Source organism: Pseudoalteromonas sp. GABNS16E, from assembly GCF_028598715.1.
Classification (GTDB): Bacteria; Pseudomonadota; Gammaproteobacteria; order Enterobacterales; family Alteromonadaceae; genus Pseudoalteromonas; species Pseudoalteromonas atlantica.
Map to the genome: position 1 here is coordinate 20,403 of NZ_JAQREZ010000019.1, position 21,032 is coordinate 41,434.

Genomic DNA, 21,032 nt, shown 5'->3' on the forward strand with positions numbered 1-21,032 from the left:
TGTAGCTAAAATAAAAGGGAATAGATATCAGCTATCAGCTATCTGATCTGACCCCGATAAAGTAGACACGGGGTTTTAATTCATTGATTCATATTGTATGGGGCTAACATTTCCAATCGCCCCATGCATTCGCACTGAGTTGTAGTAATTCTCAATATAAAAACCCAGCAAAAGCTGGGTTTTTAAAAACGAAATTAAAAAGTTAAATTACTTTTTCTTTTTAACCGCTTTTTTGTTTGGTAAATCAGTGATTGAACCTTCAAAAATTTCAGCTGCAAGGCCAATAGACTCGTTCAATGTTGGGTGAGCATGAATAGTAAGTGCTAAATCTTCACCGTCTGCGCCCATTTCAACTGCTAAGCCGATTTCGCCAAGCATTTCGCCTGCGTTAATACCCACCATAGCACCACCGATTACACGGCCACTGTCTTTATCAAAGATAAGCTTAGTAGAACCTTCAGTACGAGCAGATGCAATTGCGCGACCTGATGCTGCCCACGGGAATACCGCAGTTTCAATGCTTAAGCCTTGCTCTTTTGCTTCTTTCTCAGTAACACCTACCCAAGCGATTTCTGGGTCAGTGTACGCAATTGAAGGAATACATTTAGGATCGAAGAAATGCTTCTGACCAGAAATAACTTCAGCAGCAACATGGCCTTCATGTACCGCTTTATGCGCAAGCATAGGCTGGCCAACTAAGTCACCAATCGCAAAAATGTGGTTTACGTTAGTACGTAATTGCTTATCAACATTAATAAAGCCACGCTCATCTACATTAACACCTGCCTTATCAGCATCAAGCAAGTTACCGTTAGGCGTACGGCCTACTGCAACAAGTACTTTGTCGTAACGTACTGGTTCAGCTGGTGCATTTTTACCTTCAAAAGTAACGTATAAGCCATCGTCTTTCGCTTCAACGCCAACAACTTTAGTTGAAAGCATAACATTGAATTTTTTGCTTACGTATTTTTGGTAAATCTTGATGATATCTTTATCCGCAGCCGGAACTAACTGGTCTGCAAACTCAACAACATCAATGTCAGAACCCAATGCGCGGTAAACAGTACCCATTTCAAGACCGATAATACCACCGCCTAAAACAAGTAGCTTCTCTGGAATGTCTTTAAGCTCTAATGCGCCCGTTGAATCAATTACACGGTCATCTTCTGGGATGAACGGTAAGCTTACAGGTTTAGAACCCGCAGCAATAATTGCATTATCAAATGTAATAGTTGTTGTGCCGTCAGCACCTTCAACGTCTAAAGTGTTGCTGCCAGTAAACTTACCGTAACCTGGTACAACTTTAACTTTACGCATCTTAGCCATGCCGTCTAAGCCACCAGTAAGCTGGCCAACAACCGACTCTTTCCAAGAGCGAATTTTGTCTAAATCAATTTGCGGAGCGCCAAAAGTAACACCGTGAGATGACATTTCTGCAGCGTCATCAATCACTTTAGCTACGTGTAAAAGTGCTTTTGAAGGAATACAACCAACATTAAGACATACACCACCTAATGTTTCACGAGATTCTACTAATGTAACTTCTAAGCCCAAGTCAGCAGCGCGGAAAGCCGCAGAGTAACCACCAGGACCACCGCCTAGTACAACAACTTGAGTTTTTAATTCGTTGCTCATGCTATTACCTTAATTGTTTGAACGGGACACTGCCCTAAAATTTAACTGCCATGTTTCTGCATGGGCAGAAAATCAGAGCAATTCACAAATAGTGCAAAGATTGTATCATTGCATATAGTAAAAATCCCAGCTAAAAACAACTGGCTGGGATTTGATTTTGTTTTTTTGCAAACATCAATTGAATTAAATTAGCAAGCAATTATCGCGACAGCAAAATAGCGCTATAACAAGGTAGAAATTACGCTGTATAGTTTTTCCTATATAAGTAATTTCTGAAGCAGTTAAAGTGCTATTTAAATCGCTAGAATGATCGCCTTTTTAATAAAATTGGTGTCACATCACTAATTGACGTATGTCGCTCATGTAGCTAGCAAGCGTTGCGGTAAAGCGTGCAGCTAGAGCACCGTCAATCACACGGTGATCGTACGACATAGAAAGCGGAACCATTAATTTAGGTTCAAAGTCTTTACCATTCCACTTAGGTTTCATTTCAGATTTAGATACACCTAAAATAGCCACCTCTGGTGCATTAACAATCGGCGTAAATGCCGTACCGCCAATACCGCCTAAGCTTGAAATAGTAAAACAACCGCCTTGCATATCAGATGACGTTAACTTACCTTCACGCGCCTTTTTAGAAATATCCATCAGCTCGCGAGATAATTCAATAATGCCTTTTTTGTCCACATCTTTAAATACTGGAACAACTAAGCCATTTGGCGTATCTACTGCAACACCAATATTGATGTACTTTTTAAGGATAAGGCTTTCACCGTCTTCAGACAATGACGAGTTAAACGTTGGGAACTCAGCAAGTACTTTCGCTACCGCTTTCATCACAAACACAAGTGGTGTGATTTTAACGCCGAGCTTTTTCTTCTCGCTTAACACGTTTTGTTCTTTACGGAACACTTCAAGGCTGGTGATATCAGCTTCGTCAAACTGTGTAACATGTGGGATTTGCACCCAGTTACGGTGTAGGTTTTTACCCGACAGCTTTTGAATACGCGATAGTTTTTTCTCTTCAATTTCACCAAATTTAGCAAAATCTACTTTCGGCCACGGAATTAAGCCAAGCTCACCACCGCCCGCATTGCCTTTACCAGCAGGTAATTGGCCTGATTCAACTTGCTTAACTAGGTTTTTAACATAGTTTTGCACGTCTTCTTTAACTACGCGGTTTTTACGCCCTGAGCCTTTAACGTTTGCTAAGTTAATACCAAACTCACGCGCTAAGCGGCGAACAACTGGCGATGCATGAGCATATGCGCTGTTGTTTTCAAAACCTTCATCGCTTGCTTTAGCAGCAGGTGCAGCTTGAGCTGGCGCAGACTCGGTTTTTGCTGGTGCAGCCGCTGGCTTTTGCTCAGCCGGGGCTGCTGCTTTTACTGGCGCACTGCCTGCAACTTCAAAAACAAACACAAGTGAGCCAGTTTTGACTTTATCGCCAGCGGCCACTTTAATTTCTTTAACGGTACCAGCAAACGGGGCTGGTACTTCCATTGCCGCTTTGTCGCCTTCAACGTTTAAGATAGATTGCTCTTCTTCAACCGTATCACCAACAGCAACCATGATTTCAGTTACTTCAACTTCATCATCGCCAATATCAGGCACGTTTACTTCTTTTGTGCTTGGCTCGGCGCTTTGAGTAGTCTCTGCTGGCGCAGATTCTTGCTTTGGCGCATCTGATGCAGGTGCACTTGAGCCAGCTACTTCAAAAACAAACACTAAAGAGCCTGTTTTTACTTTGTCGCCTTCGGCTACTTTAATTTCTTTTACAGTACCGGCAAAAGGAGCTGGTACTTCCATAGATGCTTTATCGCCTTCAACACTTAAAATTGACTGCTCTTTATCTACGCTGTCACCAACAGCGACCATGATTTCTGTTACTTCAACTTCGTCGTCACCAATATCTGGTACGGTTACTTCTTTAGTTGAAGAACCTGAAGCTTCTGCAGGTGCAGATGCCTCAGTTTTAGCTGGCGCTTCTGGCTCACTTTGTGAGCCTGACTCTTCGCCTTCAAAAATCATGATTAACGACCCTGTTGTTACCGTGTCGCCTTCGCTTACTTTAATTTCTTTGACTGTACCTGCTTGCGCAGCAGGTACTTCCATTGATGCTTTATCGCCTTCAACGGTTAGTAGCGATTGATCAACATCTACTTTGTCGCCAACGCTTACTAAGATTTCGGTTACTTCTACGTCATCGCCACCGATATCTGGTACATTAATTTCAATACTCATTGCAAACCTCTTATGCGTACAGTGGATTTAGTTTGTTTGTGTCAATGTCGAACTTTTTAATTGCTTCAACAACCACTGACTTTTCAACATCACCACGTTTAGCAAGTTCAGATAACGTAGCAACAACCACGTAGCTTGCATTAACTTCAAAGTGACGACGTAAGTTTTCACGGCTATCAGAGCGTCCGTAACCATCTGTACCAAGCACTTTATAGTTGCTGCTTGGAATAAATGAACGCGCTTGCTCTGCGTAGTTTTTCATGTAGTCGGTCGCAGCAACAGTCACTGAGTCGTTTAATACGCTAGTGATGTATGGCGTTTTTTGCTCGCTTTCTGGGTTAAGCATGTTGAAACGCTCAACGTCTTGACCGTCACGGGTAAGCTCATTGAATGATGTTACTGAATAAACATCAGAAGCAATACCGTACTCTTCGCTTAAAATGGCTGCAGCTTTGCGTACTTCAGTCATAATAGTACCTGAGCTTAATAACTGTACGTTGGCTTTTTTACCTTCGTAGCTTTCAAGCTTGTAAATACCTTTACGAATACCTTCTTCAGCGCCTTCTGGCATTGCTGGTTGATGGTAGTTTTCGTTCATAAGCGTTAGGTAGTAGTAAATGTTTTCTTGGTTTTCACCGTACATACGACGAATACCATCTTGAATAATTACCGCTACTTCAAATGCGTACGTTGGGTCGTAAGAAATACAGTTAGGAACCGTATTTGCAAGAATATGGCTGTGACCATCTTCGTGCTGTAGACCTTCACCATTTAGCGTAGTACGACCTGCTGTTGCACCTAATAAGAAACCACGTGCTTGCTGGTCACCCGCCATCCATGCCATGTCGCCAACACGTTGGAAACCAAACATAGAGTAGTAAATGTAGAATGGGATCATAGGTAAATCGTTAGTGCTGTAAGATGTTGCAGCAGCTACCCATGACGACATTGCACCTAGCTCGTTAATACCCTCTTGAAGTACTTGGCCTGATGTAGCTTCTTTGTAGTAAGAAACAATATCGCGGTCCTGAGGGGTGTAGTTTTGGCCATGTGGATTGTAAATACCGATTTGACGGAATAAGCCTTCCATACCAAATGTACGTGCTTCATCAGCAATAATTGGCACAATGTTTTTGCCAATGCCTTTGTCTTTTAGTAACACGTTAAGTGCACGTACAAAGCCCATTGTGGTAGAAATATCACGTTTTTGCTCTTCAAGTAGCGGCTTAAATGCGTCTACTTCTGGCAGCTTTAGCTCTTCAGTAAATTTAGGAATACGTGTAGGTGTGTAACCTTTAAGTGCATCACGGCGAGCGTGTAAGTACTTGTATTCTTCCGAGCCTTCTTCAAGCGTTAAGTATGGAAGATCTTTAATTTGCTCTTCTGATACTAAATCTTGTAGGCCTAAACGGTCACGTAAGTGTTCAACATGGCTCATGTCCATTTTTTTCACTTGGTGCGCAATGTTTTTACCTTCGGCCGCTTCACCCATGCCGTAACCTTTTACAGTTTTAGCAAGAATCACGGTAGGACGGTCGTTGGTTTGCTCAGCTTTTTTAAATGCAGCATAAAGTTTTGATGGCTCATGACCACCACGCTTAAGCGCAAAAATTTCGTCATCAGTCATATCTGCAACAAGTGCAGCTGTTTCTGGGTAACGGCCAAAGAAGTGCTCACGTACGTACGCGCCATCTTTAGCTTTATATGTTTGGTAATCACCATCAATTGTTTCGTTCATCAATTGTAGTAATTTACCTGATGTATCTTTAGCTAGCAGAATATCCCATCCGCTGCCCCATACAACTTTAATTACGTTCCAACCAGCGCCTTTAAATAGGCCTTCTAGTTCTTGAATAATTTTACCGTTACCCATTACTGGGCCATCTAAACGCTGTAAGTTACAGTTAATTAAGTAACATAGGTTGTCTAGCTTTTCACGAGCCGCAAAAGAGATTGCGCCGCGTGATTCTGGCTCATCCATTTCACCGTCACCTAAAAACGCGTATACACGTTGGTTTTTAGTGTCTTTTAAGCCACGGCCGTCTAGGTATTTTAAAAAGCGTGCTTGGTAAATAGACGCAATTGGACCTAAGCCCATAGATACCGTTGGGAACTGCCAAAATTCAGGCATTAATTTAGGATGCGGGTATGACGGTAAACCTTTGCCATCTACTTCTTGACGGAAATTATCAAGCTGTTCAGCCGTAAGACGACCTTCAACAAATGCACGCGCATAAATACCCGGAGAAATATGACCTTGGTAGTAAACTAAGTCACCGCCGTCTACCTCATTCGGCGCTTTGAAAAAGTGGTTAAAACACACTTCATAAAACGCAGCTGATGATTGGTAAGACGCCATATGGCCGCCTAAGTCGAGATCTTTTTTCGATGCACGTAATACAATCATGATTGCATTCCAACGAATAATCGAACGAATACGACGCTCAAGGTTTACATCCCCTGGGTACGCCGGTTCTTGATCTACTGGAATAGTATTAACGTAGTTAGTTGTTGTGCCAGTTGGCATATCAACGCCGTCTAAACGGGCTTGCTCTAACACTTGCTCAAGTAAATACTGAGCTCGTTCAACACCTTCTTCGCGCACAACTGATTCAAGAGCTTGTAACCACTCTTGTGTTTCTAGCGCGTCTACGTCAATTTTATTGACTTCAGACATATGGAGGTTTCCTTATGTTTAAAATACGAATGTTGTTAATTTAATACCACGTATACCTAATTTAGTGTGTTCTAAGTACAGCGTATTAGCTTAATTTTGTTTTGTGCGTCTTAAACTACGTTCAATTCGCGAATGCTCTTTACCCGCTTCAAGTAATGCTTCTTCAATAAAGGCTAAATGGGCATTACTTGCTAAACGGGCTTGTTCTGGATTGCCCTCAATTACGGCATCCATTAATAAGCGCCTGTGCTGGGCTAATTGATTGCTAATATCTGGTTTTTTTAATAAAACCGTTAAGTTTTGCAATACATTTTGCTCCAGTAGCGCTTGCATGCCTCGCACTAAGTGAAGTAAAACCACGTTGTGTGAGGCTTCGGCTACACTAAAGTGAAACGCATTAATTGCTTTGGCTTTTAATTGTAAATCGTTATTAACTTGAGCAATTTTATCAAAGCTTTGTTTAACCTTGGTAAAATCGGTGCTGGTACCACGAAGCGCCGCATAATATGCAGCAATCCCTTCAAGTGCATGACGAAATTCAAGTAAATCGAACTGTGATTCAGGATGCTTACTGATCAAATCAAACAGCGGATCAGTGAGTCCCTCTTCAAGCTGATTTTTTACAAACGTGCCACCGCCTTGCCTGCGAGTGACCAATCCTTTTGCTTCTAGCTTTTGGATAGCTTCACGCAGTGAGGGGCGAGACACCTCAAACTGTTTTGCTAGTTCGCGCTCTGGCGGCAGTTTTTCACCTGGCGCTAATGAGCCCTCAAGAATCATATTCTCAAGTTGCTGTAAAATAACATCAGATAATTTTGCTGCTTTAATCTTTAAAGACATTAATCAACGTCCACGTTGCATAAATACTAAAAAGCCTAATTTTTAAGGCCTAGAGCTTGACGATTTACCCAAAAGGTAAATTGGTCATACCAAAAATTTTCAATAAGGTATCAAAAAGGCAAATAAGTGTCAATTTACGGGTTGTTTGAGCAATTAGAGTAGCGTAACGCATTTTGAACGAAGTTCAAACAATGCACAATTGAGGTTGTTTTATTCAAACGTTAACAAGATGAAAACAAATGGTCTGACCAGAGCGAATTAGAATATTCACTCTAGTTGAATTTATTGAAGAAATTAATTTTTGAATCAAAGAAGGTCGTAGCGGGTTTACCCCGCGACTAACTACCTCATCCCGAGACTACCCTAAACGAGTTACACATTGCGCGATGTAAAATCGCGACTACGATAAACCGCCAAATAAAGTAAGCAGTGCAATAAGTACTAAATAAAAGAGCACGTTGCGCTTAACTAATTTAATCATACAAGTGGCTTCAATAGCACATCCGTAATAACGCTGCTCTACTTGCTCAGCCGCAAGTGCTGTACACGTAACAACTTTGCGGTTTGGCGTTTTAAAATCTAATACATAATGCAGCCAGCAGCTTGTACCTTTATTAAAGTTACCAATGACTAAATAGCCAAAGCTTGCAACACGCGCTGGTAGCCAATCTAGCCAAAATAATAATTTATGCAGCAGCGTAAAACGATTTGCAAACACCACTTTATGGTTTTCTTTAACTAAATCGGCCAACGTACGCACTATTGCATACAACACGGCCCCTGGGGCGCCAAGCATTACAAACCAAAAAATAACGGCGCAATAAAATCTAAAATTAATCCACGCTAAGGTTTGCCCAAATGTTTCTCCGCCCTCTTCATCCTCTAGGTGTTTTTGCCCCATTTGTAGTGCGTATAATGAGGCCGCGGTTTTATCATCCCGCGTTAGTGCATTTAAATACGACTTATATAAAGCGCGGTGCTTAGCACAACCAAAACAAACCAATAAAACCACAACATTTATAGCTAATTGCCACAGTACAAAGTCAGAGAGTACATATATAAGCGCAACAGCCACTACCGGCAAAACTAACCAAATTAAAAAGCCAATTGCCGAGCTAAACAATCCGTTTTCACTAAGTAATTTACCCGAGCGATTTAAATAACCATTAACGTAATGGCTTATTTGCCAATACTGTGAGCGCGCACCTAAACGCTCAAGTATTAGTGCAATAATTATAGAAACTAAAATCATGATAGCGACTCACTTAATTTGCTTGTTCTAGCCTGCTTATATAAGCAGGCCAATTAAAACTTTCCCCAGGGTCGGTTTTTCGCCCAGGTGCTATATCGCAATGCCCTACTACTCTCTTAGTGGTTATAAGCGGGTAACGGGTCATAATTGCCTTTGTTAGATTATGTAAGCTGGTGTACTGCGCCTGAGTGTAAGGTGTGGTATCTGTACCTTCAAGCTCAATACCTATACTAAAGTTATTACATGCGCTTTGCCCTTCATATTCAGATTGCCCGGCATGCCACGCGCGTTTATTAAATGGCACATATTGAATAATCTCGCCTGTACGTTTTATAAAACAGTGCGCCGAGACTCTAAGCCCATTTAAATCACAAAAACTGGGGTGCGCATTACAGTCAATATCACCCATAAACAGTGCATCAACGTATTCGGTGCCAAATTGCCCAGCCGGCAATGAAATATTATGAATTACCAACAGTGAAATATCGGTATTTTCAGGGCGCTCATCAAAATGCGTACAGGGCCGCTGCGTTATATTAGCGGCAACTCCGCTTGAATCTATCTGCATTATTTTAATACCACGGTATACATAAACTTGATGCTAAAGGATTTATATAAAGAATGATAGCCATTGCGGTTAGCTAACATTCAGCTGGTAGCATTACTTTTAGCAGCCATGCTATATATGTAGGTGTAATAACCCCTGCTCATTTAAAAGCGCTTCTATTAGTTATTTAAACATAGTAAAATTTGCTTAATTTATTAACACTTATGAGCCTTCATATGTCAATTTCGCACACGCTTATTACTCAACTTGTCACCCTCGCCTTAGATGAAGATCTAAATTATCAATCAGCACAAGACGGCGACATTACCGCGCAGCTTATTCCACAAAACGAGCACGCAAATGCTAAAGTAATTACCCGCGAAGACTGCGTTTTTTGCGGTAAAGACATCATTATAGAAGTGTTTAAGCAAGTAGATCCAAGCGTTGAAGTAAACGTATTAGTAAATGATGGCGACTTTGTGCCAGCAAATAGCACCTTATTTACAGCTAAGGGCTCTGCCCGTGCTATTTTAACTGCAGAGCGTACCGCGCTTAATTTTGTACAAACGCTTTCGGGTACCGCAACCACAACTGCAAATTATGTAAAAGAGCTTAGCGGCACCACAACCCAACTGCTCGATACCCGTAAAACAATACCAGGACTCAGGCTACTTCAAAAATACGCTGTAAAATGCGGCGGCGGTGCAAATCACCGTATAGGCTTATTTGATGCGTTTTTAATTAAAGAAAACCATATAGCAGCGTGTGGCGGAATTGATAAAGCAGTCGCACAAGCCAAGCAAAACCACCCTACAAAACCCGTAGAGGTAGAGGTTGAATCGTTAAGTGAACTTGAGCAAGCCATTAATGCTGGCGCCGATATAATCATGCTCGACAATTTTAGCGTTGAACAAATTCAGCATGCTGTGGTCACTACTAATAAGCGCGCTAAATTAGAGGTTTCTGGCAATATGACACTAGAAACGCTTAAAACTTACTCGCAGGCAGGTGTCGACTTTATATCCAGTGGCGCACTTACAAAAAATTTACAATCAATCGATTTATCGATGCGTTTTGTATAAAAGTACGACAACAATTTAGTTTTATTGATGCTAATTAATTGACAAAACGCATGAAAAGACTTTTAATAATCCAAAAGGCTTACTTTGTAACATTTTGTTAAATAAAGTATCCTTTTTAGAAAATTTTGTGTGCTTTAAGCATACAAAAAGTGTTAGACTAACCCTGTTGTATTACTTCTTTGAAAAATATAGCAATAAGTAACTACTTTTTGTTTTAATCTTCAAAAAATACCTAAAAGATTAAAGCAAATGGTCAGTATGTTTCCTATATTTAGTCTACTTTGTATTTAGGTAGCCTACGCAAGTTGCAACATAATGAACTCACATTTAGCTTTTGTGTTTCATACCTAAGGCTAAAAGTACGTGAAAATTTATTTTTAAGTAAATCTGTAAAGTTAATCAGGTAATTTTAGCTTGGCACTGTCGCCACTAACCTGACTACTTTGCAAAACACTATCCTTTAGGAGAGGAACATGAAAACAATGACTCAAAAACAACAGGGTTTCACCCTAATCGAATTAATGATTGTTGTAGCAATCATCGGTATTCTTGCTGCGGTAGCATTGCCTGCTTACTCAAACTACCAAGCATCGTCTAAATTGACTGCTGGTTTAGCTGAAATTTCAGGCGCAAAAACTGAAATGGAAATTGAAGCCAATAATGGTGGTACAATTGCTGATGTAAAGGCACTTTCTGCAATTAAAGATGCCACTACACAAAATTGTACAATCACAGCAAGCCTAGCAGCTGACGGTACAGGCTCTATTGCTTGCGCAATTCAAAATGCACCTTCGCAAGTAAACAAGGCCGTAGTAACCTTAAAAAGAGATGCAGATGGCGTTTGGACGTGTGCTACAACTTTAGCTGGTGATAAAACTTTAGCACCAAAAAGCTGCCCACAAGCATAACCGTTAATATTACAAAAAACGCTCGTATGAGCGTTTTTTTTATGTATGAGCCCTTCCTATGCAACACACTCACTTATGATTCCAGCTGCAGTAATATAGGAAATTCACTTATGGCAAAAAAACAAGAAGATAAAGGCCTTGATACTTTTCAATGGGTAGGTGTTAGTGCTCGAGGTAAAAAGCTTGAAGGGGAGCTCACTGGCTCTAGTGTTTCGCTTGTTAAGGCGCAGCTTCGTAAACAAGGAATAACCCCATCTAAAGTTAAGCGCAAGCCTAAGCCGTTATTTGGCATACAAAGTGTTCAAAAAATCACCCCTAAAGATATTGCGTTAGTTACACGCCAAATTGCCACTATGTTGATGGCGGGCGTCCCATTAATTCAAGCCATTGAAATGATTGGTTCTGGCTCTACTAACAAAAGTGTTGGTAAGTTAATGGAAACTATTGGCGATGAAGTAAAAGCAGGACAACCTCTATCTACAGCGCTTAGAAAGCATCCGCGTTATTTTGATGATTTGTATTGTGATTTAGTCGCCTCAGGCGAACAATCTGGCGCCCTTGATAAAATATTCGACCGTGTTGCCCTTTATAAAGAGAAATCTGAAGCACTTAAATCTAAAATTAAAAAAGCCATGTTTTATCCTATCTCAGTATTGGTTATCGCTGGTATTGTTACCTCTATCTTACTTATTTTTGTAGTGCCTCAGTTTCAAGAGATATTTGCAGGCTTTGGCGCACAACTACCTGCCTTTACCTTATTTGTTATTGGTATATCTGAATTTATGCAGAAATATTGGTGGGTGATTTTAATAGCCATTGTCGGTTTTGGTTATGCTTTTAAAGAAGCTAAGCTCAGAAGTTTAAAACTCAGAGATGCAACCGACAGAGCTATATTAAAACTCCCTGTAATTGGAATGATTTTAAATAAAGCTGCTGTTGCACGATATGCTCGTACGCTTTCGACCACCTTTGCTGCGGGTGTACCACTTGTTGATGCACTGGACTCAGCTGCTGGTGCGTCCGGTAATGCTGTGTATCGCTATGCTATTTTAGATATTAAAGCAGAGGTGAGCTCGGGTAATCAAATGAACTGGGCGATGCGTAACTCTAAAATATTCCCTGATATGGTTATTCAAATGGTGGCCATTGGTGAAGAGTCTGGCTCGCTAGATGGCATGCTAGCCAAAGTGGCAACAATTTACGAACAAGAAGTTGATGATGCAGTTGATGGCTTATCAAGCTTATTGGAGCCGCTTATTATGGCTGTGCTGGGTGTGCTCGTCGGTGGCTTAATTGTTGCCATGTACTTACCAATTTTCCAGTTAGGCTCTGTAATTTAAAAACATAGCTGTAAGCTGTAAGCTGTAAGCTGTAAGCAAAATTTCAAACGCTAATTAATAGCTTGCAAGATAAAATGAATAGTAAGAACTATTCAACACAGCGAAATAAAATTGGCCTATAAATGGCCTGAAGTTAGGTATTTTAATGGAAAATCTTTTTCTTGATATAACCACTGCGATGCAAAGTCAGCAGTGGTTTTATTTAACCACGGTTGGCTTAATTAGTTTATGTGTAGGTAGTTTTTTAAATGTAGTTATTTATCGACTGCCGTTAATGATGCAGCGAGAATGGCAAAGTGAATGTAGGTTATTATTAGAAGATGAACTAACAGCCAAACCTACACAAGCCAGTAACAGTGAGCCATTTAATTTAGTAAAACCTAATTCTACCTGCCCTAAATGCAAAACCGCGATTAAGCCTTGGCAAAATATCCCTATTATTAGTTGGATTATGCTTAAAGGTAAATGCGCTAATTGCAGTAATCCAATATCAGCGCGTTACCCGATAGTTGAAGCCATTACCGCACTATTAAGTTTAGTTATTGCCTACAGCTTTGGCGCTACTGAGCACGCCCTTTTATATATTTTTGTAACCTGGATTTTAGTGGCGCTCACCTTTATTGATATTGACCACATGCTACTGCCCGATCAGCTCACTTTACCTTTAGTATGGCTTGCGCTTATAGCCGCTGTAATGGGTATAACAATAAGCCCGAGCGAAGCAATAGTGGGGGCAGCATGCGGCTATTTAAGCCTGTGGAGTGTATTTTGGCTATTTAAGCTATTAACCGGTAAAGAAGGCATGGGCTATGGCGATTTTAAGTTACTGGCCGTGTTTGGCGCACTGCTTGGCTGGCAGTCGCTATTAACCATTATTTTGCTTTCAAGTGTGGTGGGCGCCATTATTGGTATTGCCCTTTTAAGTATTCAAGGTAAAGACAAAGCAACACCCATTCCATTTGGCCCCTACTTAGCTATCGCGGGTTGGATAACCCTGCTGTGGGGCGCTCAAATTCAAGCTGCGTATTTTAATTTAATTGGTTATTAGTATGAATAAGCCAGCAACTAAAATAAACAATTGGGTATTGGGTTTAACAGGCGGTATTGGCTGCGGTAAAACGGCTGTTAGTAATATGTTTGAGGAACTAGGTATTTGCGTTGTTGATGCGGACATTATTGCCCGCCAAGTGGTAGCGCCTAATAGCACAGGGCTAAATGCAATCATTGAACACTTTAGCGAGGGTATTTTACTACCCGATGGCACATTAAACAGAGCAGCGCTGCGCACTAAAATATTTACCAACAATGATGATAAAGAGTGGCTTAACGCACTATTACACCCGCTTATTCGGGAAAAAATACTCACCGATTTAAATAATGCAACCAGTGCTTATGTTGTATTGGTTGCACCATTATTGTTTGAAAATAAACTTAACAAATACTGCAACCGTACTTTATTAATTGATGTACCACAGCCTGTGCAGATTGAACGTACGATAAAACGCGACAATATTAGCCTTGAGCAAGTAAATAGCATTATAGCGTCGCAAATGCCACGGGAAGAAAAACAACAAAAAGCCGATGATATTCTAAATAATGACCGCGATTTATCACTTGTTCATGCAGAACTTGTTGTTCTTCATAAAAATTACCTACAATATGCAGTATAAAATACAACTAATGCCCCTTAATGCGGTCATAACAACATAAACTCGTAATTTGGTTAGCAAAAAAGGTGTTGATAAGCACAGCGAATTTAATCACCTGCTTTTTTCTGATAAATTGTTAACTATTGAAGGACTAAAATAGGTGCGCAATGAATATTAACTCACCGTTATTGAGAAAATTTATAACGCTTGGCCGCATTGATGCCGATACCGTAAAAGCAAAACAGCAAGAGTTTGCCTCAACCGCTGAGCTTATATCTAAATGTGGAAAAATTGACAGCAACGACTTAGCTGAACAATGTATAGACTTATTTCGCGTACCGTATTTTGATTTAAAAGACTTCGACCCTGCACAAATCCCCGAAGACTTAATCAAAGAAAAACTAATACGTAAACACCACATTTTACCGCTGGTTCAAAAAGGCAGAAAAGTATACATTGCCGCCTCAGATCCAACTGACTACGGTGCCTTTGAAAACTTTGAATTTAGCACCGGCTTATCGTGCGAAATAGTCGTGGTTGACTATATTCAGCTAGATAACAAAATTGAGCAACTACTTGATGCTGCAGGCAGCTTAGATTTAAGCGCCGATGAATTTAAAGAGTTTGCCGACCTAGATAGTGAAGGCCCTAAAGAAACCACACCTAAAGATGATGATAAAGACGATGCGCCAATCATTGTTTATATCAATAAAATATTAATGGATGCCATTAAAAAAGGCGCTTCTGATTTACACTTTGAACCTTACGAGCACAAATACCGTATTCGCTTTCGTATTGACGGTATTTTGCATGAAGTTGCCAACCCACCAAATACATTAGCAAGTAAGCTATCGGCGCGTATCAAAGTAATGTCGAGGCTCGATATTGCTGAAAAACGTAAACCACAAGATGGCCGTATTAAATTAAAAATTACCGAGCGTAAAAGCATCGATTTTCGTGTAAGTACTATGCCTACGTTATGGGGCGAAAAAATAGTAATGCGTATTCTTGATTCATCAAGCGCTATGCTAGGTATTGACGTATTAGGTTACGAAGAGGATCAAAAAAAGCTCTACATGGATGCGCTTGGGCAACCACAAGGCATGATACTTGTTACCGGCCCAACGGGCTCTGGTAAAACCGTATCGCTTTATACAGGTTTAAATATACTTAACCAGCCAGAGCGTAACATTAGTACCGCCGAGGATCCGGTTGAGATAAACCTTGAAGGGGTTAACCAAGTACAAATTAACCCTAAAGCCGAAATGACCTTTGCTAACGCCCTGCGTGCATTTTTACGTCAAGATCCAGATGTAGTGATGGTAGGGGAAATACGTGACCTAGAAACCGCAGAAATTTCAATTAAAGCGGCGCAAACGGGTCACTTAGTACTATCAACACTACATACCAACTCAGCGCCAGAAACCATAACGCGTTTATTAAATATGGGCGTGCCTGCGTATAACGTGGCAAGCTCTATAAGTTTGATTATTGCCCAGCGCTTAGCTAGGCGTTTATGCCCTAAGTGTAAAACCCCTGAAACACTGCCAGCAGAAGAGTTGGCTCGTCAAGGATTTAGCACAACACAAATTGAAGACATGACACTATACGCACCCAAAGGCTGCGAAAACTGCACCGATGGTTACAAAGGCCGTGTGGGTATTTACGAAGTAATGCAAATTACCCCTGAAATTGCACAAATTATTATGCGAGGTGGCAATTCGCTCGAAATCGCAGAGGTATCGCTACAAGCTGGGTTTAATAACTTGCGATTATCGGGTTTACGAAAAGCCGCCGATGGTTTAACGTCTCTGGCTGAAATTAATCGCGTAACCAATATGTAGAAGTGATAGCCCTAATTAGGGCTAAAACACATTGTAGAGAGTAAAGTATGCCAACAATTGTTAACTGTCCAACCTGTAAAAACAAAGTTGAATGGTCACAGCAAAGCCCACATCGTCCTTTTTGTTCTAAGCGCTGTCAGCTTATTGATTTAGGTGAATGGTCTTTTGAGAACAATAAAATATCAACGCCTATTACCTCGGCTAACCAAATTAGCCAAGATATGATTGAAGATATTGAAGAGATGATGGCTAAAAACGATGACGACTTTTTTAAATAAGCGTTTTTCACCCTCTTAAACGACAAAAGCCAGCATTAAGCTGGCTTTTTAGTGTGTAATCTATAAATTAGTCTCTTTGCTTACGGTGTTTTTTACCCATACGCTTTTGCATTTTTGCAAACTTTTCTTGCTGCTCTGCGTTAAGTACCTGCATTACTTGATGCTGTGTTTTTAGCTTAATTAAGCCAAACTCAGTGCCTTTTTCGTGGCGTGCAGCTAATAGCTCTTTTGCAGCGTTTTCGTCAAATGTTGGTGCGCTAAGTAGAGCATCCATTTTCTCTTTTTGAGCCTTGCGCTGTGCTTTACGGGCTTCTTTATCATCGCCGCGCAGTGCTTTCATCTGTGTTTTTTGCGCTTCAAAAATAGCTTCAAGCTTAGTTTGCTGTTCTTGCGTTAAATCAAGCTTGTCGGCACCGCGCTCAGATAATAAAAAACGCGCTTGAGAATGGCCTTGCTTATCGTGCATGCCGCCTTTTGCTAATACGCTACCGGCGCCAAGTGTAGCCGTTGCTAGACCACAAATAAGTACTAATTTTGAAAGTGTATTTACTTTAGTCATAATCATCACCTTAATATTGGATGGATTGAATTTGGTTGTGGCTGCTTAGCCAGTGAGTTAACTATACCTCTTGCAACGCAAAGTAACGCAAAGCAGTGTAAAGGTTGTGTAAAGATTCACTTTTGCACAATTTAAGAAGTAAAATAACCATATAGAAATTGCCTAAGGGTTTGAAATGAAGCTATTAATGATTGATGACGACACAGGTTTGTGCGAACTACTTACTGAATATTTAGCCGCGCAAGGTTTTGACGTACAAAGCGTTCACGATGGCGAGCAAGGTTTAAAGCTTGCTCTATCAAATGACTACGCGCTGATATTGCTTGATGTCATGCTCCCCACCCTTGATGGCTTTGAAGTACTTAAACAACTTAGGCAAACAAAGCTAACACCGGTTATTATGCTTACTGCAAAAGGCGAAGACTTTGACCGCATTTTTGGCTTAGAGCTAGGCGCAGACGATTACATACCCAAGCCCTTTAATCACCGCGAGTTACTAGCCCGAGTAAAAGCCATTACCCGCCGTATAGAGCACATAAATAGCCTAAACGTTGCAACGCCTAGCAAAATGAATATAAATGGCATTACGGTTAATTTGGCAGCCCGAGAGGCCGCTATTAACGAGCACACCCTCACGCTTACTGGCACAGAGTACGAAGTACTGGTGTTATTAATTAAAAATGCCGGCGAAGTTGTCAGTAAAGAGCAAATAAGTGAAGAAGTGCTAGGCAGGCGCTTAGCTTCGTTCGACCGCTCAATTGATATGCACGTTAGCAATATTCGTAAAAAAATAGCTGAGCATATTCAAGGCGAGCGAATAAAAACAATGCGAGGTACAGGTTATGTCTTCATCCAAGGTGAGTAATAAACATTACTTTGCATGGCTAAAGCACCCTCGGCATTATTTATTTTTTAAAATATTTATTTGGTTTTGGCTAACAATAACAGGCACGGTGGCTGCGCTTATATTCTTAAGCAATATTACGGCAATTAATGCAGTAAGCACCGAGCCTTTGCGTGGGCCAATGAAAAAAAACCTAATTTATACTGCCAAAAGTATTGAGCGAAGTGCCACTAAACACAAGCGCACCCTTGCTGATGTTTTATCGCACCCTAGGCTTTCAAAACGAAAAATTTTATTTTTAGGCGCAGCACAACCCGAAGATGCATTAAGCAATAAAGAGATCCCCGCAGAAATAGATTTAAACTTACTTAGCTTTAGTCAAAACTTGGCGCCACAGGTCATTTTTACCGAAAAATACCAAGCTTTCGGCCCTGTTAATATTAGCGTGCCAGAGGGGCAGTTTTACCTCTACGAAATAGACATTAACCACCAACCTCCTTTGCTCATGCGCTTTAAGTTAATGCCAAATTGGATGAAAGTACTCGTGGCTATTTTTGCCTCTTTAATCCTGAGTTTTATTTTTAGTCGCAACTTAATCGCACCGATTAACAGCCTTAAAAAAGCAGCTATAAAACTTTCATCTGGCGATTTATCAGCGCGAGTTGCCATACCTGCAAGCAGAAAAGACGAGCTAGGGGTGCTTGGGCGCGACTTTAACAGTATGGCTAATCAGCTTGAACAACTTATTAGTGCCCAAAAGCGCTTACTGGCTGATATATCTCATGAGTTACGCTCCCCGCTTACGCGTTTAAAAATGGCAACGGGCCTTGCACAAATGCAAGCCAACGAGGCAAGCCAATCGTATTTATTACGTATAGAAAAAGAAGCAAACCAGCTTGATAAAATGATTGCCGATGTATTGCAAGTGTCGCGTTTAGAAGCGCAAAGCCAAACTCTGTCACTGCAAAAGCAATCGTTAAAAGATATAGTAGAGCACGTATTAAATGATGCGCAGTTTGAAGCCAAGCAAAATACTAAAACACTTACTTTTAGTGGCAATGCCGATGTAATGCTAAGCTGCGATGAATCATTAATTGCCAGCGCACTCGAAAACCTATTACGTAACGCAATAAAATACGCGCACAGCAACATTAGCTTTAACGTACACTATAACAACCAAATCTATATAGAGATTTGCGACGATGGCCCTGGCGTTCCAAATGAGCAACTGAGCAAGCTTTGTGAGCCCTTTTTTAGGCAATCTGACGCTCGCGACAGAGTAAGTGGCGGCACAGGGCTTGGCTTAGCTATCGCTAAAAATGCTATTATTGCCCACGGCGGTAGTTTAGCGCTATCTAATAAAGAAAAAGGCGGGCTTTGTGCCAATATCACCCTGCCACTAATTAAAGAGTAAGCATGTTTTACAGTACCGAATCAGCGCTTGAAAGTAACCAAGCACGCATTAATCACTTTTACGAAAATGTACTTAATAAAAACTATTTTAATGCATCTGAAGGTAAACTGTTTTTTGCTTACGCAGTGCCAGAAACAGCTAACACTGCCATAGTAATTAGCTCTGGACGCATAGAAGGGCTTGAAAAATACAAAGAGCTGCTGTGGGAGCTTTACACTAATAATTATGCGGTATTTATAGCCGACCACCAAGGGCAAGGCCGCTCGTATCGACCGTTAAAAAATAAGCACAAAGGGTATGTAAAACGCTTTAGTGACTACAGTGCCGACTTAGATTTATTTAATCAACATATTGTAAATAAACACTGGCAAGGCAAAAAAATATTATTAGCCCACTCCATGGGCGGCGCTATAGCGTACGATTATTTTGCAAATTACCCGCATACTTTCAGCGGCGCGTTTTTATCTGCGCCCATGTTTGATATTTACACTAAAGGTATTCCTAAACCGGTAGCTAAATTTATAGCCCGCGCCGCCACAAAGCTCGGTTTTGGCTACAGTTATGCGCTAGGGCAAAACGATTACAACCCAGAAGAATTTGCGCTTAATACCTTAACCAGCAGCCATGTGCGGTACAACCTATTTAGGCTCACTTATCAACAACAGCCTCTTTTACAGTTAGGTGGCGTTACATATGGTTGGTTAAATGCAAGCTTTGCTTTTATGTCTGCCGTGGATACCCACACAATCAACCTCCCTATTTTTATTGCCAGCGCACAAAACGATGAAGTGGTTGATAACAACGCGCAACAAAAGCTCGTAAATAGGCTCCCTAATGCCGAGCTGAAAAGCTTTGCAGGGGCTAAACACGAGTTATTGTTTGAACGCGACGAAATTAGAAAACCTGTGCTTATGCGCTTGTATCAGTTTTGTTCTTCGTTTGATACTTAGGTACGACCGAGAGCGGATCTAGATGAATTAAAATATCAACCTCAGAGTCAAAGCGCTCGGCAAGCGCCTTTTCTACATCGTCAGCTACATTGTGGGCACGTATTAAACTTAAATGGTCATCAAGCTCTAAGTGCATTTGCATAAACTTAATTTTACCGCCTTGGCGAGTGCGGATATCATGTACACCGTGTACATCTTTATGTGCATTAGCAATATCTAAAATACTTTGCTTTTCATCATCTGGGAGTTCTTTATCCATAAGATGATCGGCACTCTCACACGCAATATCCCAACTGTTATAAAGTAAGTAACCGGCAACGCCTATGGCAAACAGCGGATCTGCGTATAACACCCCATAGTACGAGAGCAAAATAGCAAGTAATACCGCGGCATTTAAAATTAAATCCCCTTTGTAATGCACCGAGTCTGCTTTAATAGCGATGGATTCGGTATGCTTAACCACTTTGATCTGAAAAAACACAATCACTAACGTACAAGCAATAGCAAATATACTCACCCACACACCTAACAGTGAATGATTAAGCACAATTGGGTTAAATAATCGCTCAATACCATGAAACGCCAATAAGCACCCCGACCCTGCTATAAACGCAGCCTGGCCAAGTCCGGCTAGGGCTTCTGCTTTGCCATGACCAAAACGGTGATCGTCATCTGCTGGGCGCAGTGCATACCCTAGCACTAAAAAGCTCATGGCCGTGGCGGTAATATCCATTAATGAATCGGTTAATGAGCCAAGCATAGAAGCTGAACCCGATGCCAACCATGCCCAGGTTTTAGCAGCTATCATTAAGCTAACCATAACCATGGTAACTATGCTTGATGTTTTAACCCAAAATTCGTAACTACGGTGATGCACGTTAATATTCACTACTTGCGGTATTCAATGGCGCGAGTATATCATTTTTTTTACCGGTTTCGTGTATACTGCCACTCGTCAAATTATAGATT

General features: G+C 41.0%; 19 protein-coding genes. 10 read left to right on the forward strand and 9 right to left on the reverse strand.

The window, feature by feature from the left end:
- Nucleotides 1–75: 75 nt before the first annotated feature.
- The 7 genes from PSI06_RS21685 to ampD all read right to left on the reverse strand — a co-directional run bounded on the left by PSI06_RS21685 (nucleotide 76) and on the right by ampD (nucleotide 9,216).
- Complete coding sequence (locus tag PSI06_RS21685) at nucleotides 76–171, reverse strand: IS3 family transposase (protein ID WP_369128027.1); 96 nt, start codon at nucleotides 169–171, stop codon at nucleotides 76–78.
- A gap of 36 nt (nucleotides 172–207) precedes the next feature.
- A complete protein-coding gene (gene lpdA / locus PSI06_RS09650; protein ID WP_055014755.1) occupies nucleotides 208–1,635 on the reverse strand; it encodes a dihydrolipoyl dehydrogenase in 1,428 nt (475 codons plus the stop codon).
- Nucleotides 1,636–1,968: 333 nt separating this feature from the next.
- On the reverse strand, nucleotides 1,969–3,879 hold the full coding sequence (aceF, locus tag PSI06_RS09655; RefSeq protein ID WP_273603659.1) for a pyruvate dehydrogenase complex dihydrolipoyllysine-residue acetyltransferase: 1,911 nt from the start codon (nucleotides 3,877–3,879) through the stop codon (nucleotides 1,969–1,971).
- A 10-nt stretch (nucleotides 3,880–3,889) separates the two neighbouring features.
- On the reverse strand, nucleotides 3,890–6,556 hold the full coding sequence (aceE, locus tag PSI06_RS09660) for a pyruvate dehydrogenase (acetyl-transferring), homodimeric type (RefSeq protein ID WP_024031395.1): 2,667 nt from the start codon (nucleotides 6,554–6,556) through the stop codon (nucleotides 3,890–3,892).
- 90 nt (nucleotides 6,557–6,646) lie between these two features.
- Entirely contained in the window at nucleotides 6,647–7,396 is a 750-nt protein-coding gene (pdhR, locus tag PSI06_RS09665) for a pyruvate dehydrogenase complex transcriptional repressor PdhR (RefSeq protein WP_004588597.1), read from the reverse strand.
- Between the two features lie 400 nt (nucleotides 7,397–7,796).
- Nucleotides 7,797–8,648, reverse strand: a complete 852-nt coding sequence (ampE, locus tag PSI06_RS09670; protein WP_004588598.1) for a beta-lactamase regulator AmpE — start codon at nucleotides 8,646–8,648, stop codon at nucleotides 7,797–7,799.
- A 13-nt stretch (nucleotides 8,649–8,661) separates the two neighbouring features.
- Complete coding sequence (gene ampD / locus PSI06_RS09675) at nucleotides 8,662–9,216, reverse strand: 1,6-anhydro-N-acetylmuramyl-L-alanine amidase AmpD (RefSeq protein WP_273603660.1); 555 nt, start codon at nucleotides 9,214–9,216, stop codon at nucleotides 8,662–8,664.
- Between the two features lie 215 nt (nucleotides 9,217–9,431).
- On the opposite strand from ampD, the gene nadC reads away from it, so the two are divergent.
- The 7 genes from nadC (at nucleotide 9,432) to yacG (ending at nucleotide 16,296) form a co-directional block, all read left to right on the forward strand.
- Nucleotides 9,432–10,277, forward strand: coding sequence for a carboxylating nicotinate-nucleotide diphosphorylase (gene nadC, locus PSI06_RS09680; RefSeq protein ID WP_273603661.1), 846 nt, complete (start codon nucleotides 9,432–9,434; stop codon nucleotides 10,275–10,277).
- A gap of 473 nt (nucleotides 10,278–10,750) precedes the next feature.
- Complete coding sequence (locus tag PSI06_RS09685; RefSeq protein WP_273603662.1) at nucleotides 10,751–11,185, forward strand: pilin; 435 nt, start codon at nucleotides 10,751–10,753, stop codon at nucleotides 11,183–11,185.
- Between the two features lie 110 nt (nucleotides 11,186–11,295).
- Entirely contained in the window at nucleotides 11,296–12,525 is a 1,230-nt protein-coding gene (locus PSI06_RS09690; protein WP_273603663.1) for a type II secretion system F family protein, read from the forward strand.
- Nucleotides 12,526–12,670: 145 nt separating this feature from the next.
- Nucleotides 12,671–13,573, forward strand: coding sequence for a prepilin peptidase (locus tag PSI06_RS09695; RefSeq protein WP_273603664.1), 903 nt, complete (start codon nucleotides 12,671–12,673; stop codon nucleotides 13,571–13,573).
- A gap of 1 nt (nucleotide 13,574) precedes the next feature.
- On the forward strand, nucleotides 13,575–14,195 hold the full coding sequence (gene coaE, locus PSI06_RS09700; protein WP_273603665.1) for a dephospho-CoA kinase: 621 nt from the start codon (nucleotides 13,575–13,577) through the stop codon (nucleotides 14,193–14,195).
- A gap of 146 nt (nucleotides 14,196–14,341) precedes the next feature.
- Entirely contained in the window at nucleotides 14,342–16,018 is a 1,677-nt protein-coding gene (pilB, locus tag PSI06_RS09705; protein WP_004588605.1) for a type IV-A pilus assembly ATPase PilB, read from the forward strand.
- Nucleotides 16,019–16,065: 47 nt separating this feature from the next.
- Nucleotides 16,066–16,296 (forward strand): DNA gyrase inhibitor YacG, encoded by a 231-nt coding sequence (yacG, locus tag PSI06_RS09710; protein WP_024031401.1) that lies wholly within the window; start codon nucleotides 16,066–16,068, stop codon nucleotides 16,294–16,296.
- 67 nt (nucleotides 16,297–16,363) lie between these two features.
- On the opposite strand, the gene PSI06_RS09715 is transcribed toward yacG, so the two are convergent.
- Complete coding sequence (locus PSI06_RS09715) at nucleotides 16,364–16,855, reverse strand: Spy/CpxP family protein refolding chaperone (protein ID WP_004588607.1); 492 nt, start codon at nucleotides 16,853–16,855, stop codon at nucleotides 16,364–16,366.
- A 175-nt stretch (nucleotides 16,856–17,030) separates the two neighbouring features.
- On the opposite strand from PSI06_RS09715, the gene PSI06_RS09720 reads away from it, so the two are divergent.
- The 3 genes from PSI06_RS09720 to PSI06_RS09730 are packed head-to-tail and all read left to right on the forward strand — an operon-like array spanning nucleotide 17,031 to nucleotide 20,063.
- Entirely contained in the window at nucleotides 17,031–17,720 is a 690-nt protein-coding gene (locus PSI06_RS09720; protein WP_004588608.1) for a response regulator, read from the forward strand.
- Nucleotides 17,698–19,113 (forward strand): ATP-binding protein, encoded by a 1,416-nt coding sequence (locus PSI06_RS09725; protein WP_039972343.1) that lies wholly within the window; start codon nucleotides 17,698–17,700, stop codon nucleotides 19,111–19,113. The genes PSI06_RS09720 and PSI06_RS09725 overlap by 23 nt, the downstream gene beginning before the upstream one ends.
- A gap of 2 nt (nucleotides 19,114–19,115) precedes the next feature.
- Nucleotides 19,116–20,063, forward strand: a complete 948-nt coding sequence (locus PSI06_RS09730) for an alpha/beta fold hydrolase (RefSeq protein WP_004588610.1) — start codon at nucleotides 19,116–19,118, stop codon at nucleotides 20,061–20,063.
- Here PSI06_RS09730 and PSI06_RS09735 read toward each other — a convergent pair.
- Nucleotides 20,023–20,889: a cation diffusion facilitator family transporter gene (locus PSI06_RS09735; protein WP_273605015.1), complete on the reverse strand. Its 867-nt coding sequence runs from the start codon at nucleotides 20,887–20,889 to the stop codon at nucleotides 20,023–20,025. The genes PSI06_RS09730 and PSI06_RS09735 overlap by 41 nt on opposite strands.
- Nucleotides 20,890–21,032: the final 143 nt, after the last annotated feature.

Excerpts from the sequence above, each read along its gene's own strand:
- lpdA (WP_055014755.1), bottom strand. The coding sequence starts at position 1,635 with ATGAGCAACGAATTAAAAACTCAAGTTGTTGTACTAGGCGGTGGTCCT.
- aceF (WP_273603659.1), bottom strand. The coding sequence starts at position 3,879 with ATGAGTATTGAAATTAATGTACCAGATATCGGTGGCGATGACGTAGAA.
- aceE (WP_024031395.1), bottom strand. The coding sequence starts at position 6,556 with ATGTCTGAAGTCAATAAAATTGACGTAGACGCGCTAGAAACACAAGAG.
- pdhR (WP_004588597.1), bottom strand. The coding sequence starts at position 7,396 with ATGTCTTTAAAGATTAAAGCAGCAAAATTATCTGATGTTATTTTACAG.
- ampE (WP_004588598.1), bottom strand. The coding sequence starts at position 8,648 with ATGATTTTAGTTTCTATAATTATTGCACTAATACTTGAGCGTTTAGGT.
- ampD (WP_273603660.1), bottom strand. The coding sequence starts at position 9,216 with ATGCAGATAGATTCAAGCGGAGTTGCCGCTAATATAACGCAGCGGCCC.
- nadC (WP_273603661.1), top strand. The coding sequence starts at position 9,432 with ATGTCAATTTCGCACACGCTTATTACTCAACTTGTCACCCTCGCCTTA.
- PSI06_RS09685 (WP_273603662.1), top strand. The coding sequence starts at position 10,751 with ATGAAAACAATGACTCAAAAACAACAGGGTTTCACCCTAATCGAATTA.
- PSI06_RS09690 (WP_273603663.1), top strand. The coding sequence starts at position 11,296 with ATGGCAAAAAAACAAGAAGATAAAGGCCTTGATACTTTTCAATGGGTA.
- PSI06_RS09695 (WP_273603664.1), top strand. The coding sequence starts at position 12,671 with ATGGAAAATCTTTTTCTTGATATAACCACTGCGATGCAAAGTCAGCAG.
- coaE (WP_273603665.1), top strand. The coding sequence starts at position 13,575 with ATGAATAAGCCAGCAACTAAAATAAACAATTGGGTATTGGGTTTAACA.
- pilB (WP_004588605.1), top strand. The coding sequence starts at position 14,342 with ATGAATATTAACTCACCGTTATTGAGAAAATTTATAACGCTTGGCCGC.
- yacG (WP_024031401.1), top strand. The coding sequence starts at position 16,066 with ATGCCAACAATTGTTAACTGTCCAACCTGTAAAAACAAAGTTGAATGG.
- PSI06_RS09715 (WP_004588607.1), bottom strand. The coding sequence starts at position 16,855 with ATGACTAAAGTAAATACACTTTCAAAATTAGTACTTATTTGTGGTCTA.
- PSI06_RS09720 (WP_004588608.1), top strand. The coding sequence starts at position 17,031 with ATGAAGCTATTAATGATTGATGACGACACAGGTTTGTGCGAACTACTT.
- PSI06_RS09725 (WP_039972343.1), top strand. The coding sequence starts at position 17,698 with ATGTCTTCATCCAAGGTGAGTAATAAACATTACTTTGCATGGCTAAAG.
- PSI06_RS09730 (WP_004588610.1), top strand. The coding sequence starts at position 19,116 with ATGTTTTACAGTACCGAATCAGCGCTTGAAAGTAACCAAGCACGCATT.
- PSI06_RS09735 (WP_273605015.1), bottom strand. The coding sequence starts at position 20,889 with ATGGTTATGGTTAGCTTAATGATAGCTGCTAAAACCTGGGCATGGTTG.